The following is a 16,681-nucleotide window of genomic DNA, read 5'->3' on the forward strand; positions in this document are numbered from 1 at the left end:
ATGAGAAATTTTTTTTACATATGTGCAAAATTACTTGGATTTTCTTTGTTTAAAATTCTCTTTGATTGGGAAATTAAAGGGAAAGAAAACATACCAAGAAAAGGTGGGTTTATAATTGCTTCAAATCATTTAAGTTATTTGGACCCACCTATTATTGGAATTGCCTCTCCAAGGAAAGTTCATTATTTGGCAAAATCGTCTCTTTTTCAGATTCCTGTTTTAAATTTTCTTATTAAAATTTATGGAGCAATACCTATTGAGAGAGAAAAAGAATATTCAATTTCCATAAGAAAAGGTATAGAGATATTAAAAAAAGGAGAGGGACTTGTTATTTTCCCAGAAGGAACGAGAAATCCAGAGGGAAATATAGAAATGCCCAAAAAGGGGGTATCTTTTCTTGCATATAAGACAGGGGTTCCTGTAATTCCAACAAAATTAAAAGGAACAGAAAAAGCACTCCCTAAGGGCAAGAAATTTCTAAAACCAGCAAAAGTGAAAGTAATTTTTGGCTCATCAATAAAAGTTGAAAATAATGATTATATAAATCAGGCAAATAGAATAATGAAAATAATAAAGGAACTAAATTGAAAAAAATAATTATTGCAAAAGATATTGGTTTTTGTTTTGGAGTTAAAAGAGCAGTTAAAATTGCAGAGGAAATACTTGAAAAAAAGGGAAAATTGGCAAGTTTGGGAGATATTGTTCATAACCCTTTTGTTATGGAGCAATTGATAAAAAAGGGGTTGAAAGTTTACAGGGAAGAAAAAGAAATTAAAAATGTTCCTTTCATAATAAGGTCTCATGGACTGCCTGTATCAAAAATAAAAACGCTTGAAAAAAGACAAATTGAAATATATGATGCTACCTGTCCATATGTTAAAAAAATTCATTATTTGATAGAAAATTTGGACAAAGAAAATTTTTTTATTATAATAATAGGAAATAAGTTCCATCCAGAAGTTATATCTTTAAAGGACTATGGTAGAAATATATTTGTTCTTGATGAAGAAATAAAAAATTGTAATAAAAAATTTGAAAAAGTTGCTATAATTGGGCAGACAACTTTATCTTTTAAAAAGTATCTTGAACTTGGTGGGAAGTTAATTAAAAAAATTGAAAGTAAAAAAACAATAGTTTATAATACTATTTGTAAAGTCACAGAAAATAGACAGAAACAAGCAACTGAAATAAGTAGAGAAGTTGATGCTGTTTTTATTCTTGGTGGTAAAAGCAGTTCAAATACAACAAAATTATATGAGTTATGTAAATTGAATAATAAAAGAAGTTTTCACATTGAAAATTTAGAAGAAATTGATAAAATAGATTTAAAAAAATTTAATTCAATAGGAATTGTTTCGGGAACATCAACTCCAGAGGAATTTATAGATAGAGTTTTAAATTATCTCAAAAAAAATGATTTTAAGGAGGTTATTTAAATGAAGAATGAAGTGAGTAAATTACTTGAAGAAAAAATTTCAAGTTTCAAACCAGGTTCTTTAGTGAAAGGAACCGTTGTAAGGATTTCAAATGATGAGGTAATAATTGATATTGGATATAAGTCAGAAGGTGCTGCTCCAAGAGAAGAATTTAAAGGCATGCAAGATGATGTCAAAGAGGGTATGGAAGTTATGATAGTTGTTGAGTCATTGGACCCCGATTCAAATGGACTTATTCCTCTTTCAAAGGAAAAGGCAGATATAACATTGAATTGGGAAAATATTGAAAAACATTTTAATGAAGATAAACCAATTGAAGGGGTGATTTTTAAAAGAGTTAAAGGTGGTTATAGAGTTGATATAGGTGTGACTGCTTTCTTGCCAAAATCACAGACAGATATAAAACCAATTGCAGACCCGAATGAATGTCTTGAAACAAAATCATATTTTAAAATTATTAAATATGACCCATTAAGAAAAAATATTGTTGTTTCAAAGAAAAAATATTTAGAAGAGGAGAGAGAAAAAGAGAAATTTGATTTTCTAAAATCGCTGGAGAAAAATCAATTAGTTACAGGAGTAATTAGAAATATAGTGGATTACGGTGCATTTATAGAAATTGATAATGGGGTTGTTGGACTCCTACATATAAATGATATGAGTTGGGGAAGAATAAGCCATCCATCACAACTTTTTGGAATTGGGGAAAAAATTGAAGTAGTTGTTACTAATGTTGACCTTGATAAACAGATTGTTTCTTTTGGGCTTAAACAAAAAACACCAAATCCATGGGAAAATATTGAGGAGAAATATCCTGTTGGTTCAGTTGTTGAAGGAAAAGTTGTAAATATAACTGAGTATGGTGCTTTTATAAAAATTGACGAAGGAATTGAAGGACTTTTACATATTTCTGAACTTTCATGGACTGGTAGAATAAAACATCCTTCAGAAATTGTTGCAATGGGAGATACAGTTAAAGTGAAAGTTGTTGATATAAAAAAGGACCAGCAGAAAATTTCTTTCAGTTTGAAACAATTAGAACCAAATCCCTGGCCTGAAATAGCAAAAAAATACAAAGTTGGAACTGTTGTTAAGGGGAAAGTTTATAATATAACTGATTATGGTGCTTTTATTGAAATAGAAGAAGGGATAGACGGGCTTTTGCATATTTCAAATATTTCAGACCAGCCAATAAAACATCCATCAGAGGTTTTAAGAAAAGGGCAAAAAATAGAAACAATGGTTCTTGAAATTAATTCTGATGAGAAAAAAATAAATTTAGGGTTAAAACAATTAGGTGAAATTGTAAAAAAAGGAGAAGAAAATGAGAGTGATAGTGAAGAGTAATTATGAAGAAATGAGTGAAGAGGCAGCAAAGATAGTTGCAGAACTTGTAAGGGAAAAAGGTGATTGTGTTTTAGGACTTGCAACAGGTAGTACTCCTGTTGGCCTTTATCACCAACTTGTTAGAATGCACAAAGAAGAAGGACTTGATTTTTCAAAAGTTAAGACATTCAATTTAGATGAATATTATGGAATTTCTCCCCAACATCCCCAAAGTTATAGATATTTTATGAATGAAAACCTTTTTAATGGAATAAATATAGATAAAAAAAATACATTTGTCCCTGATGGAACTATTCCACTTGAAGAAATTGAGAAGTATTGTGATGAATATGAAAAAATGATAAAAAAAGCAGGGGGAATAGACCTTCAGGTTCTTGGTATTGGGAGTGATGGACATATTGCTTTTAATGAACCAGGGTCTCCTCTTTCTTCAAGAACACGCCTTGTTGCACTGGATAAGCAGACAATAGAAGATAATTCAAGATTTTTTGATAATATAGAAGATGTTCCTAAATTTGCACTCTCTATGGGTGTTGGAACAATTCTTGAAGCAAAAGAGATATTGTTTCTTGTAAATGGAGAAAAAAAAGCGGAAGTTGTGGCAAAAGCAATTGAAGGACCAATAACATCTCTTATTACTGCTTCATCTTTACAATGTCACCAAAAGGTAACCACTATATTGGATGAAGCAGCAGCAAGCAAATTAAAAAGAATTGAATATTATAAATTTAAAACAGAATCAGAGAAAAAAATAAACAAAAAATTATTTTAAAAATGGGACTTATTGAAAATTTTATAGAGAAAGCAAAAAGAAATAAAAAAAGGGTTGTATTTCCAGAAGGAGAAGAAGAAAGATTAATTGAAAGTGCTATAAAATTAGAAGAAGATGGTATAGCAAGGCCAATACTTGTAGGTAGAAGAAATATCATAAAAGAGAAGATTGAGGCACTAAAAATTCCTTCTGATAAAATTGAAATTGTAGATATTGAAAATAATCCTTATATTGATGAATTTGCAAATGTTTATTCTGAAAAAAGAAAAATAAAACTATCCATTGCTCAACGACTTATTAAGAGGGAGTTAATTTTTGGTGGTATGATGCTTTTAACAGATAAAGTTGATTTAATGATTGCAGGGGCAGCAAATACAACTGCCTCTGTTATTCAAGCATCTTCTTTAACAGTTGGGTATAAACAAGATACATCAACCCCATCAAGTTTTTTTATAATGGTCTTGCCTGATAATAAGATTTATTTTTATGCTGATTGTGCTGTAAATATTGACCCAACTTATGAACAACTTGCAGATATTGGTATATCAACTGGTGAAAATTTTGAATGTCTGATTGGAGAAAAAGCGAAAGTTGCTTTTCTCTCATTTTCAACAAAAGGATCTGCCTCACATCCGTTTGTTGAGAAGGTCCAGAAGGCAGTAGAAATAGCAAAAAGTAAAAATAGAAATTTTCCTGTTGATGGAGAATTTCAAGCAGATACTGCTATTGTTTCGGTTGTTGCAGAAAAAAAATTGAAAGAACCATCAGAAGTTGCAGGAAAAGCAAATGTTTTAATTTTTCCTGACCTTAATTCTGGAAATATATCTTATAAACTCACTCAATATCTTGCAAAAGCACAGGCATTGGGCCCAATTTTACAGGGATTTGCTAAGCCAGTAAGTGACCTGTCAAGAGGGGCAAAGGTTGAAGATATTATAAAAACGACCGCAATTTTGTCCTGTATGTGTTGAATAAAAAAAGTGTAAAATGTAAAGAGGCAAATGCAAATTTAAAGTGTAAAGTAAGGAAAGAATAGAAAGTAGGAAAAGAAAATTTAATATAATCCTTCACCTATTTTCTTCCCAAATGAAAAGAAAAAGGAGAGAAAGGAGAAAAAAATGAAAATTTTAATATTTGAAGATGAAAATTGGAAGAATTTATTACCTTTAAGTTATATAAAAAATACATTTGAATTAAGATGTGGTTATTATACTTTATTTGAGAGAATTGCTCAAAATTTTAATGGTGAAAAGGGACTATGGGTTAGAGATTATATTTCTTCTCTTACAAAAATTAAATTCAATTTACCCACAAATGATGAAAATTTTATAAAAGATGATATTTTTATTATAAATGGGACAACAATAATTGATGGGAAAGTAAATATTGAAGAAGAAAAAATTTTTGTTGATGAATATAATAATATCCTTTATGGATATATAAAAAAAGAAACAGTTGAAAAATTCTGGGAAGGAAATTTCTGGAAATTTCTTTCTAATTTAAAAGAAAATATAAAAAAAGAAAAAGTAGAACTTATTTCTATAAAATATCCCTGGAATTTAATACATTTTAATGGGCAACTTTTAAAAACTGATTTTGAAAATATACAGAATAAAAAAATTGAAGGTGAAGTTTCCGGAAAATGTGAAATAATAAATGAGAAAAATGTTGTTATAAGAAATGAGGCAAAAATACATCCATTTGTTGTTCTTGATGCATCAAAAGGACCAATTTTTATTGATAGAGAAGCAGAAATTTTCCCATTTGCAAGAATTGAAGGACCATCTTTTATTGGAGAAAAAACACAAATTATGCCAGGAGCAAATATAAGAGAGGGAAATAGTTTTGGTCCTGTTTGCAGGATTGGTGGTGAAGTAGAAGAAAGTATTTTTCATTCCTATTCAAATAAATATCATGATGGATTTATTGGGCATAGTTATATTGGGGAGTTTGTAAATTTAGGTGCATTAACTACAAATAGTGACCTTAAAAATGATTATAGCGATGTAGTTGTTTATCTTTGTGGTAGCCCAACAAATACAGGTGATTTAAAAGTTGGCTCTTTTATAGGAGACCATACAAAAACAAGTATAGGGACATTATTTAATACAGGAACAATTATTGGTATTATGTGTAATATTACTGCGGGTGGAATATTGCCAAAATATTTTCCTTCTTTTACCTGGTATATAAACAATAAATTTATGAAAGGAACAGGTATTGAAACAGGTATAGAAACAACAAAAAAGGCAATGGCAAGAAGAGGAAGGGACTTACCAAAAGAGGAAGAAGAAGTTATAAGATATTTATATCAAGAAACAGAGACAGAAAGAAAAGAATATGTAAAAAGAAGCAGAAAGAAACAATAACAGGGAGAAAAAATGGAAGAAAAAGAAATTGAAGAAAGAGCAAAAAAAGTTGTATCTTCTATTCTTGGTGTAGATGAGGAAAAAATAAAAAGCGAAAGCAGGTTTGTTGAAGACCTTGGAGCAGAAAGTGTGGCAAGTTTGGAACTTGTTGCTGGTTTTGAAGAAGAATTTGATATAGAAATGGATGAAAATGCAGCACTTGAAGTTAAAACATTTGGTGATGCAGTGAAGTTCATTAAAAAATATATAGAGGGAAAATGAAAGTTCTTGTATTTAATTGTGGAAGTTCCTCAGTTAAATTTAAGTTATTTGAAATGCCTGAGGAAAAACAAATTGTTGAAGGTTCTGTTGAAAAAATTGGTGAAGAGATTTCATTTTTTACATTAAAAAAAGAAAGTGAAGCAAATAAAGAAGAACTTAAAATAAGAAATCATTTAGAGGCATTACAACTTATAGCAAAATCCCTTGTAGATAAAAAAAACGAAATTATTTCTAATTTAGACGAAATAGAAGGAGTTGGTCATAGAGTTGTTCATGGTGGAGAAGGTTTTGATAAAAGTGTTGTAATAGATGAGGCAGTTATAAAAAAAATTGAAGAGTATCAGGGACTTGCTCCTTTACACAATCCTCATAATCTTGCTGGAATAAAAGCAGGGATGAAATTTTTCCCCAAATCAGTACAGGTATCTTCTTTTGATACTGCTTTTCATTCTACAATTCCAGAAGTTGCTTATATTTATGGGATACCATATAAGTTTTATGAAAAATATCAACTGAGAAGATATGGTTTTCATGGGACTTCTCATAGATATGTAGCAAGAAGAACAAGTGAGATAATGGGAAAAGGAAAATATGATATAAATGTTATAACATGCCACCTGGGAAATGGTTGCAGTGTAACTGCGTGTAAAAATGGGAAAAGCGTTGATACAAGTATGGGATTAACACCATTAGAAGGACTTATTATGGGAACCAGGTCTGGGGATATTGACCCTGGAATTATATTTTATTTAGGGGAAAGTAATGGTCTTTCGTTTTCTGAAATAAACAAAATTTTTAATAAAGAAAGTGGTCTACTTGGAATATCTGGTGTCTCAAATGATTTTAGAAATTTAATGGAAAATATTGAAAATCCAAGAGTAAAACTTGCAATTGAAATTTTCTGCTACCGACTCAAAAAATATATTGGTTCTTATATTGCTGTCTTAGGTAAAATAGATGCTATTTCTTTTACTGCTGGAATAGGTGAAAATGTCCCTTATGTAAGAGAAAAATCACTTGAAAATCTTGAGAATTTAGGAATTGAAATAGATAAAGAAAAAAACAAAAAAATTACTGAAAGAAAAGAAGGAGAAATAAGTAAAGAAAGTTCAAAAATAAAGGTTTTTGTAATACCTACAAATGAAGAATTAAGAATCGCTTATGATACATATCAACTTACACAAAAAACAAAATTATGAACAAAAAATATATTGTTATTACTGGAGGAGCAGGTTTTATAGGAAGTAACCTTGTTCAATATCTAAATCAAAAAGGAATAGAAAATATAATAATTGTTGACCATCTTACAAATGAAAAATGGAAAAATTTAATTGGTAAGAAATTTATTGATTACATTGAAAAAAATAAATTTTTGAAGTTGATTTCTGAGGGACCCTATGGAGAAAATAATAAACTACCATTTGAGATTGAGAAATGTGTTCATTTAGGTGCATGCACTTCAACAATTGAGAAAAATGTGAATTATGTAATAAGAAATAATTTCCTTTATACAAAAAAATTGGCTGAATATTGTTTTTCAAAAGGAATATATTTTATTTATGCTTCATCTGCTGCTACCTATGGAAATGGAGAAAATGGTTTTTCTGATGATGAGGAGAATATTTTTTCTTTAAAACCATTAAATATATATGGATTTTCAAAACATTTATTTGATTTAATTATGGTTAAAAATGATTTATGGAGAAGAAATTTTTGTGGTCTTAAATTTTTTAATGTTTATGGACCAAATGAATACCATAAAGGAGAAATGAAAAGCGTAATAAACAAAATGTACTATCAAATAATAGAAAATGGATATGTTACACTTTTTAAATCATATAGAGACGATTACAAAAACGGTGAACAAAAGAGGGACTTTATTTATGTAAAAGATGTAGTCGATGTAATATATTTTTTCCTCCAGAATAAAAAGTGTGGAATTTATAATGTCGGAACTGGCAAAGGTGAAAGTTTTAATAAAGTGGCAGAAGTATTATTTACTTTACTGAAAAAAGAGAAAAAAATAAAGTATATAGATATGCCAGTTGAAATAAGGAAAAATTATCAATATTTTACCGAAGGCAATATCTCAAAATTAAGAAGTGCTGGATATAGTAAAGAATTTACTTCTATTGAAGAAGGTATTTCTGATTATTTGAAATATCTTGAAAATGGAATTTATGAATGAAAAAATAGCAATAGTTGTAAAATTTTCTCTCATCTCTCAAAAAATTTCTTCCAATCTTTTTATAAAAGAGGAGCATTTTATCTTTTCCAAAATTATAAAAAGGGATGATTTACTAATAATTTTAACAAATTTCTTTCAAAGGGTATAATTTAACTTATGGGGAAAATTATTTTTGTTGGTGAAGCAACATCTATTGAATTTTTTAAGAATTTTGGATTTGAAATAATACCAGCGACTTCAAAAGAAGAAGCAAAGGAAATTCTTGATAAGAAGAATTATCAAGATATAGAGGTACTATTTATTACAGAAGAAATTTTTGATAGTGTTGTTTTTTCAAGATTTGTTGATGAGAAAAAAATTGTAGTTATACCAAGTTTAAAATCAAATAAGGGAAAGGGTTATAAGATAGTTGAAAGATTGATAAGTAAAGCAACAGGGATGAAAGGAGAGTAGAAATGGTAAAGGGAGAAATAATAAAGGTCTCAGGACCTCTTGTAGTTGCAAAAGGAATGGAAAAATCAAAAATGTTTGATGTTGTGAGGGTTGGGGATGAGAAACTTGTTGGAGAAATAATTAAAATAGAAAATGGGATTGCTTCTATTCAGGTTTATGAAGAAACAGAAGGGTTAAAAGTTGGAGACCCTGTTATAAGTACTGAACTACCATTAACTGTTGAACTTGCTCCTGGACTTCTTTCCACAATTTTTGATGGAATTCAAAGGCCTCTTTCTGAAATTGAGAAAAGGGGTGATTTTATTAGAAGAGGGATTGATGTTCCTTCTATTGATAGAAACAAGAAATGGGATTTTAAACCAGTTGTTAAAAAAGGAGATATAGTTGAAGGTGGGGATGTAATAGGTGCTGTTCAGGAAACGCCACTTATTGTTCATAAAATTATGGTCCCACCTGACCTAAAAGGGGAAATAGTTGAAATAAAAGAAGGGTCTTTTACTGTTGAAGAAGAAATTGCTAAATTAAAGACGGAAAATGGATATGTCTCTCTTAAAATGCTTCAAAAATGGACTGTAAGAGGAAAAAGACCATTTAAGAAAAGATTACCACCAGATACACCTCTTGTAACTGGACAGAGAGTTATTGATACATTATTTCCAATACTTAAAGGTGGAACTGCTTGTATTCCAGGACCGTTTGGCTCAGGAAAGACAGTAGTTCTTCATCAAATTGCAAAGTGGGCAGATAGTCAAATTGTTATTTATATTGGTTGTGGAGAAAGAGGAAACGAAATGGCTGATGTTTTAATGGAATTCCCTGAATTAAAAGACCCTGCAAGTGGAAGACCATTACTTGAAAGGACTGTGTTGATAGCAAATACATCAAATATGCCTGTGGCAGCAAGAGAAGCAAGTATTTATACCGGGGTTACTATTGGTGAATATTTCAGAGATATGGGATATTCTGTTGCTTTAATGGCTGACTCAACAAGCAGATGGGCAGAAGCATTAAGAGAAATATCAGGAAGAATGGAAGAAATGCCAGGAGAAGAAGGGTATCCTGCATATTTAGGAACGAGGGTTGCTGAATTTTATGAAAGAGGGGGGAAGATTATATGTTTGGGAAAAGAAGAAATAGAAGGTTCTTTATCAATTATTGGAGCAGTTAGTCCTCCTGGTGGAGACCTTACAGACCCTGTGGTTCAAATGACATTAAGAGTTGTTAAAGTTTTCTGGGGACTTGATGACCGTTTAGCATATCAGAGACATTTTCCTGCTATAAACTGGCTTACAAGTTATTCTTTATATAATGAAAATGTTAAGGAATATCTTAATAGGGAAATATCCGAGGACTTTCAGAAAATAAGAAATGAAGGTGTCTCAATCCTTGAAAGGGAAGACGAATTACTTGAAATAGTCCGACTTGTTGGTATGGAAACACTTTCAGAAGAAGATAGATTAATTCTTGAAACAGCCCGTTCAATAAGAGAGGACTTTTTACATCAGAGTGCTTTTGATGAAAGAGATGCTTATACTACTTTGAAAAAACAGTATCTGATGCTTAAAACAATAATTTTATTTCATAGATTTGCAATTGAACAAATAAAAAAAGGAAAGTCCCTTTCTGATATTTTAAAACATCCAGTTAGAGCAGATATTACAAGAATGAGATATATAAGTGAAAATAAGTTGGATGATTTTAATAATATTATAAATAAAATCTCTTCTATAGAAGAAAAGAAATAAAAAGTACTCTTGAAAATAATATAAGAAAAGGAGGAGGGAAATGGCAAATAGGTTTAAAACATATTTTTTGCTTATACTTTTAACAGTTCTCTTTGTTTTTATTGGCAGTTTTTTCGGTAAAAGCGGGATGATTATTGCTTTCCTTATTGCTCTTGCTCTTAACTGGTTTTCTTATTTTTTCTCTGATAAAATTGTTCTTGCTATGTATAGGGCAAGACCTGTTTCTTATAATGAAGCACCCGATTTACATGGACTTGTTGAACAACTTTGTCAAAGTGGAAATATACCAAAACCATCAATTTATATAATTCCTTCACAATCCCCAAATGCTTTTGCAACTGGTAGGGACCCAAATCATGCAGCAGTTGCTGTAACAGAAGGAATTCTTGAAATTTTGAATGAAGGTGAACTTAAAGGTGTTTTGGGGCATGAACTTACTCATGTAAAAAACAGGGATATTCTTATCGCAACAATTGTTGCGACTATAGCAGGAGCAATAACAATGTTAGCAAGGATGTTACAATGGGCAGCAATGTTCGGTGGAGTTGATAGGGATAATAGAAAAGGTGGAGTTTTTTCTCTTATAGCGATGCTTCTTTTTGCAATTCTTGCTCCAATTGCTGCAATGATAATTCAACTTGCTGTTTCCCGTTCAAGAGAATATTTAGCAGATGAGGGGGGAGCAAAACTATGTGGTAATCCATTATATTTAGCAAATGCTTTAAAAAAATTATCAGAAGGTGTTAGAAGAAATCCAATGACAACATCTAATCCCTCTACTTCACATCTTTTTATTGTTAATCCATTTTCTGCTAAAGGTTTAGTAAATTTATTTTCAACTCATCCACCAATGGAAGAAAGAATAAAACGACTTGAAAATATGTTAGTAAGATGAATAATGAAAAATTAAAAAAGGTTTTGACTGATTACAAAAATGGCAAAATAAGCGAAGATGATGTTTTTCAGTACTTTCTATATTTCCCTTATAAGGATTTAAAATTTGCTAAAATTGATACTTACAGAAATTTAAAATTTGGTTTTCCAGAAGTTGTATATGGTAAAGAGAAAAAATTAAGTCATCTTGTAAAAATTGTTGAAAATATGATGAAACTCCATTCAAATTTCATTATTACAAAAGTTGATGAAAAAATTGCTAAAAAATTAAGAAATAAATTTCCTTCTCTTACTTACTTCCCGGATGCAAAAATTATGTCTGTAAAAGAAGCAAAAATTGACAAAAAAAAGGGATACATATGTGTTGTTTGTGCTGGGACTTCTGATATACCAATAGCAGAAGAAGCGGCAATAACAGCAGAAATACTTGGAAATAAAGTTGAAAGAATATATGATGTTGGTGTTGCAGGAATTCATCGTCTATTAGATAAAATTGAAATTTTAAATAAAGCAAAATGTATAATTGTAGTTGCAGGAATGGAAGGGGCTTTACCAGGAGTTGTTGGGGGTCTTGTAGGAAAAGCAGTTATTGCAGTCCCGACTTCTGTTGGATATGGAACAAATTTTTCTGGACTTACACCCCTTTTTACTATGCTTAATAGTTGTAGTCCAAATGTTGTGGTTGTAAATATTGATAATGGCTTTGGTGCTGGCTTTTTTGCTAATTTACTTAGTTGAGGAGGAAATGGGAATAAGTGAAAAAGATAAAACAATTTTAAGAGATTTAGCGAAGAAAGTAAAAGAAATTTCTCTTAACCCAATCTGGCAAGAGAAAATAAATTTGTGGAAAACACATAATAAGTTAGGAAAAACAAGACCGATGGTTATGATTTATCTTGGAGATGGGGATGTATGGAAGGATATAATTCCAGAAGGAACTCTTTTATGCGAAGATGATTATTTACGAAAAATTGAGTTTAATTTAAGAGAAAGAATTTATAGATGGGAGAATTTAAAAGATGATACAGTTATAGATGGGAGAATTTTTACTCCAATTTTTGTTGAGAATACTGGTTTTGGAATTACTGAAGAAACGTTAAAACCAGAAGAATATGGAGGCGCTGTCCATTACCATGCAGTTATAAAAGAAGAAAAAGATATTGAAAAAATTAAGAAACCAAAAATTTCAGTTGATTATAAAAGAACAGAAAAAACATTTGAACTTGTTTCAAATATACTTGGAGATATTCTAAAAATAGAAAAAAGAGGGCCGTGTGGTTTCTGGTTTGCCCCAATTGATATGTTTGCAAAATGGCGTAGTTTTGACCAATTATTTATTGATATGATAGAAAGACCACAATGGCTCCATAAAGTGTTAAATTTTATAACAGAGTGTACATTAGAAGAAATTGAGTTTTATGAAAAAGAAAATATTCTTGGTTTTAATCATGATTTAAATTATGAAGGTTCTGGTGGTGCTGGTTATACAGATGAATTACCTCAAAATGATTTTGATGGGAAACATGTCAGAACAAAAGATTTGTGGGGACATGCAGCAACTCAAATTTTTTCTCTTGTTTCTCCTTCAATGCACGAAGAATTTGCAATAATGTATGAAAAAAGATTACTTTCAAAATTTGGTCTTTCAAGTTATGGTTGTTGTGAACCACTCCATAAGAAAGTAGATATACTTTTTAAGAACATTCCCAATATTAGGAGAATTTCAATGAGTCCATGGGTAGATATAAAAGAAGGAGCAAAAAACATTGAAGATAAAGCGATTTTTTCTTGGAAGCCAAGTCCTTCAATACTTGCGGGGGAAATATTTGAACCAGAAAATGTAAGAAGAATAATAAGAGATGGATTAGAAAAAACAAATGACTGTGTTGTTGAAATAATTATGAAAGATGTAAGAACCTGTCGGGAAAAACCCGAAAGGTTAACTGAATGGGTGAATATAACAATGGAAGAAGCAATAAAATATCTAAAATAAAAATTATTCAAATTATCTTTGTAATCTTTCTATTAGGTATTCAAAAAATTGCTCAAGAATTTCTGGTTTTATATTTGGTGAAAGATGATTCCCAACTGCAAAAATTCCACCTTTTGTTTCAAAAAATTTTTCAATTGTTCTATCAATATCTTTTTTCACCTTTTCAATTCTCCCAAAAACTAGGTCTCTGCAATCAACATAACTACCGACAAGACAACATTTTTTGCCAAAATTTTCAAACATATATCCGAAATCATTACATGGTTCAAAAATCAATCCATCTGCTCCTGCTTCTACAATATCTTCCGCTAATTGCATAAAATTTCCATCTGAACAGAAAAGAACTTTTTTCCCTTTCTCATGTAGAACTTTCCACAGAGAAACATATCTTGGAATTATAATTTTTTTATAAATTTCAAGTTTCATAAAAGGGCCGCTTGTCCAAACAAAATCATCGTGTTGAATAAATACCTCAATACTTGTTTCTGCCCATGCTTTTGTAAAAAACATTGTTCTTCTAAAAAAACTATCAAGAACTCTTTCTAATTTACCAATATTTGATGCAGCAAGTAAAAACATTTCCCAACCAAATGCTTGAATTGCTCCTGAAACAATGGTCTTATAATATCCACCTGGAATTAATTGTTCAGGGAATTTTATTTTCATATCTTCAATAATCTTTTCATATTCTTTAACCTGTTTATCAAAATCAGTCAGCCCATACTCTTCAACTGCATCAAATTCCCATACATCTTCTTCTGTTCTAAAAGGTGATTTTTCTTTTTCTCTTTTATCACTTCCATCAGAAGAATATTCAGCATGTCCCATATCAGTTATCCTTCCTGTTTTTCCCCAGTTAATTAATCCATCATTAGTATGAAATAAAAAATCAATACAGAGTTTGTTATATGCAATTTTTTCGAAATCGGGGTCATTTTCAGAAAGCTCTGTAATTTTTTTTAAAAATTCTTTATGATATACTAAACTATATTCTGTATGAGCAATTTTCCCTTTTCTTTTAAGATTTATATTCTCCCTTGCTATTTCTACACTCATTTTCCCTCCACATTTTTTTTAGCAGGAATTTTGAGAGTAAATTTTGTTCCTTTTCCAATTTTTGATTTTACTTCAACAATCCCATTATGTTCTTTAACTACTTTTTGAACTATTGCAAGTCCAAAACCAGTTCCTCCTGAACCTTTTGTTGAGAAAAATATATCAAAAATTTTATCTAAATTCTGTTCTGGTATTCCACAGCCATTGTCTTCAACCCATATTTCAATTATTTCTTTTTCACTGTTATATCTTGTTCCGACTTTTATAATTCCCTGTTTTCCTTCAACAGCATCAACAGCATTTAGCAGAAGATTTGTAATACCTCTTTCTATTTTATAAGGGTCAATATATATTTGTGGTATATTCTGTCCAAATTCTTTTTTTATTTTTATTTTGTTTTCCTTAAAGAGGTCCTTATTTTCTTTTATAATTGTATCAAGAAGATTATTTATATCTGTCAATTGTAATTGTAATTCTCTTTCCTTTGTATAATCAACCATTGAAAGAACAAGATTTTTCATTTTTTCGTAACTACCTTTTAGTATATTTACTCCATCTATTATTACTTCTTTCCTATGTTTTCCTTTAAGTCCTGTTTCTATAAGATATAAACCGTTTTCAATTTTTTGGAGATGGTTTCTTATATCATGAGAAAGTCCGGATATTACTTTACCTATTGTTGCAAGTCGTTCATTTTTTATCATTTCCTGAGTAAGGCGCATATTACTCATTATGAAACTTATTATTGAGCAGCCAGATATTAAAATTAGCGTTTCTTCTTTTGTAAAACTTTTTCTTTTACCAATCAATACCTGACCAAATTTCTCTTTTGTTGTTCTTAAAGGGACTGAAAGAATGTTATATTTTTTACTATTTAAATTTACTTTTGGGAATATTAAACTCTCACCTTTTATAAAACTATCAGATGCTAATTGATGAAGTTTATCAATTTTTTCTTTGTCATAAGGATATGAATAAACAGGAGAAAGTTCTTTTTCTCCAAGAAGATAAATACTTATAATATCAGTTTTTAAAAACTTTCTTATTCTTTCTCCGAGTATTTCTGATAGAGTTATTTCATTAACAACTTCTGCAATTTTTTCTGTTAACTGGTTTATAAAAAGAATTTCAACAAAAAAAGCACGCATTCCTTCTTCCATGTCTTTTACCTGGTCAAGAAGTGAATAAACAAAATTATCAACTTCTTTAATACCTTCTTCATCATCTCTTTTTATGATTGCATTGAATTTATCAATAAAAAATGTAACTGGTTTAACAATAGTTGAAACTGTTTCTTTTAATCTGTCTTTCTTTTCCATTTCAAATACCTATTTTTAAAAAGTTATTTGTTGCAATTGATATTTTTTTCCCATCCGAGATTTTTTCAATATAGTTTCCACCTGCTTGATTTAAAATTATTTTTCCACCAGCAATATCCCATATTTTTAGGTTAAATTCAATATAAAAATCAACTCTACCACATGCAACATAGCATAGGTCAAGTGCCGCAGAGCCAGTCATCCTTATTTTTTTTATTTTTGGAGCATATTTTTTAATTATTTCAATTCCAATTTTAATTTCATCATTTCCTTTCATAAATCCTATTATACCAACTGATTCTTTTAAAGTTTTTATTTCACTTACTTTAATTGACTTTCCATTTAAAAAAGCACCTTTCCCTTTTATTCCAGTAAATTTTTCTTTTTTCATAACATCATAAACAATACCAAATTCCTCTTTTTCACCTTTACAGGCAATTGAAATGGCAAAATGAGGTATTTTTCTTAGATAATTGAAAGTTCCATCTAATGGGTCAATTATCCATATATATCCTGTTTTATTTTTTTTCTCTCCTTTTTCTTCACTGACCCATCCATCATCTGGGAAATTTTTTTCAATTTCTTCAAGTATTATTTTTTCGCTTTCAACATCCTGAAATATTTTTACATCAAACCTGAAATTTTCTTTTTCTTTACCTTTTCCAAAGTTTTCTTCTAAAAATTTTCCACTTTTTTCTATTATTTTTTCCGCTAATTGATACCTTTCCATATTTTTCTCCGGATTTAAAATTATACCTTATTATCCTGTATTATAAAACTGAAGTTCATAAGAAACTGTTGTGTCAAATAAAAATCTACTCGAAATACTAATTCGTTGAGACATTAAA

At 29.9% G+C, this 16,681-nt stretch carries 17 protein-coding genes; 14 read left to right on the forward strand and 3 right to left on the reverse strand.

Going from position 1 to position 16,681, the window contains the following annotated elements; all coding sequences use genetic code 11:
- The 14 genes from PLW95_02545 (at position 1) to PLW95_02610 (ending at position 13,458) form a co-directional block, all read left to right on the forward strand.
- A complete protein-coding gene (locus PLW95_02545) occupies positions 1-588 on the forward strand; it encodes a lysophospholipid acyltransferase family protein (protein HOV21544.1) in 588 nt (195 codons plus the stop codon).
- Positions 585-1,436: a 4-hydroxy-3-methylbut-2-enyl diphosphate reductase gene (gene ispH / locus PLW95_02550; GenBank protein ID HOV21545.1), complete on the forward strand. Its 852-nt coding sequence runs from the start codon at positions 585-587 to the stop codon at positions 1,434-1,436. The genes PLW95_02545 and ispH overlap by 4 nt, the downstream gene beginning before the upstream one ends.
- Entirely contained in the window at positions 1,437-2,783 is a 1,347-nt protein-coding gene (locus tag PLW95_02555; GenBank protein ID HOV21546.1) for a 30S ribosomal protein S1, read from the forward strand.
- Positions 2,761-3,555 carry a glucosamine-6-phosphate deaminase gene (gene nagB / locus PLW95_02560; protein HOV21547.1) on the forward strand — a complete coding sequence of 265 codons (795 nt, stop codon included), beginning with the start codon at positions 2,761-2,763 and terminating at the stop codon, positions 3,553-3,555. Before PLW95_02555 ends, nagB begins: the two co-directional genes overlap by 23 nt.
- 2 nt (positions 3,556-3,557) lie before the next feature.
- Entirely contained in the window at positions 3,558-4,526 is a 969-nt protein-coding gene (locus PLW95_02565) for a phosphate acyltransferase (GenBank protein HOV21548.1), read from the forward strand.
- Between the two features lie 147 nt (positions 4,527-4,673).
- Positions 4,674-5,924 (forward strand): putative sugar nucleotidyl transferase, encoded by a 1,251-nt coding sequence (locus tag PLW95_02570; GenBank protein HOV21549.1) that lies wholly within the window; start codon positions 4,674-4,676, stop codon positions 5,922-5,924.
- Between the two features lie 12 nt (positions 5,925-5,936).
- Positions 5,937-6,185 (forward strand): acyl carrier protein, encoded by a 249-nt coding sequence (acpP, locus tag PLW95_02575; GenBank protein ID HOV21550.1) that lies wholly within the window; start codon positions 5,937-5,939, stop codon positions 6,183-6,185.
- Positions 6,182-7,384, forward strand: a complete 1,203-nt coding sequence (locus tag PLW95_02580) for an acetate kinase (GenBank protein HOV21551.1) — start codon at positions 6,182-6,184, stop codon at positions 7,382-7,384. The genes acpP and PLW95_02580 overlap by 4 nt, the downstream gene beginning before the upstream one ends.
- On the forward strand, positions 7,381-8,373 hold the full coding sequence (gene rfaD / locus PLW95_02585) for an ADP-glyceromanno-heptose 6-epimerase (protein HOV21552.1): 993 nt from the start codon (positions 7,381-7,383) through the stop codon (positions 8,371-8,373). Before PLW95_02580 ends, rfaD begins: the two co-directional genes overlap by 4 nt.
- Before the next feature lie 156 nt (positions 8,374-8,529).
- The gene (locus tag PLW95_02590) at positions 8,530-8,826 is read left to right on the forward strand and encodes a V-type ATP synthase subunit F (protein HOV21553.1); all 297 of its coding nucleotides are present in this window, start codon (positions 8,530-8,532) and stop codon (positions 8,824-8,826) included.
- Between the two features lie 2 nt (positions 8,827-8,828).
- Complete coding sequence (locus tag PLW95_02595; protein ID HOV21554.1) at positions 8,829-10,571, forward strand: V-type ATP synthase subunit A; 1,743 nt, start codon at positions 8,829-8,831, stop codon at positions 10,569-10,571.
- Between the two features lie 40 nt (positions 10,572-10,611).
- Complete coding sequence (locus PLW95_02600) at positions 10,612-11,466, forward strand: zinc metalloprotease HtpX (GenBank protein HOV21555.1); 855 nt, start codon at positions 10,612-10,614, stop codon at positions 11,464-11,466.
- On the forward strand, positions 11,463-12,203 hold the full coding sequence (gene larB / locus PLW95_02605; GenBank protein HOV21556.1) for a nickel pincer cofactor biosynthesis protein LarB: 741 nt from the start codon (positions 11,463-11,465) through the stop codon (positions 12,201-12,203). Before PLW95_02600 ends, larB begins: the two co-directional genes overlap by 4 nt.
- A gap of 7 nt (positions 12,204-12,210) precedes the next feature.
- Positions 12,211-13,458, forward strand: a complete 1,248-nt coding sequence (locus PLW95_02610; protein HOV21557.1) for a uroporphyrinogen decarboxylase family protein — start codon at positions 12,211-12,213, stop codon at positions 13,456-13,458.
- A gap of 12 nt (positions 13,459-13,470) precedes the next feature.
- On the opposite strand, the gene PLW95_02615 is transcribed toward PLW95_02610, so the two are convergent.
- Genes PLW95_02615 through PLW95_02625 form a run of 3 tightly spaced genes read right to left on the reverse strand, consistent with a single transcriptional unit; the run spans position 13,471 to position 16,563 of the window.
- The gene (locus tag PLW95_02615) at positions 13,471-14,514 is read right to left on the reverse strand and encodes a uroporphyrinogen decarboxylase family protein (GenBank protein HOV21558.1); all 1,044 of its coding nucleotides are present in this window, start codon (positions 14,512-14,514) and stop codon (positions 13,471-13,473) included.
- Positions 14,511-15,833, reverse strand: a complete 1,323-nt coding sequence (locus PLW95_02620) for an ATP-binding protein (GenBank protein HOV21559.1) — start codon at positions 15,831-15,833, stop codon at positions 14,511-14,513. Before PLW95_02620 ends, PLW95_02615 begins: the two co-directional genes overlap by 4 nt.
- 1 nt (position 15,834) lies before the next feature.
- Complete coding sequence (locus tag PLW95_02625) at positions 15,835-16,563, reverse strand: inositol monophosphatase (protein ID HOV21560.1); 729 nt, start codon at positions 16,561-16,563, stop codon at positions 15,835-15,837.
- Positions 16,564-16,681: the final 118 nt, after the last annotated feature.

The sequence above is a fragment of the bacterium genome, assembly GCA_035370465.1.
Classification (GTDB): Bacteria; Ratteibacteria; UBA8468; order B48-G9; family JAFGKM01; genus JAGGVW01.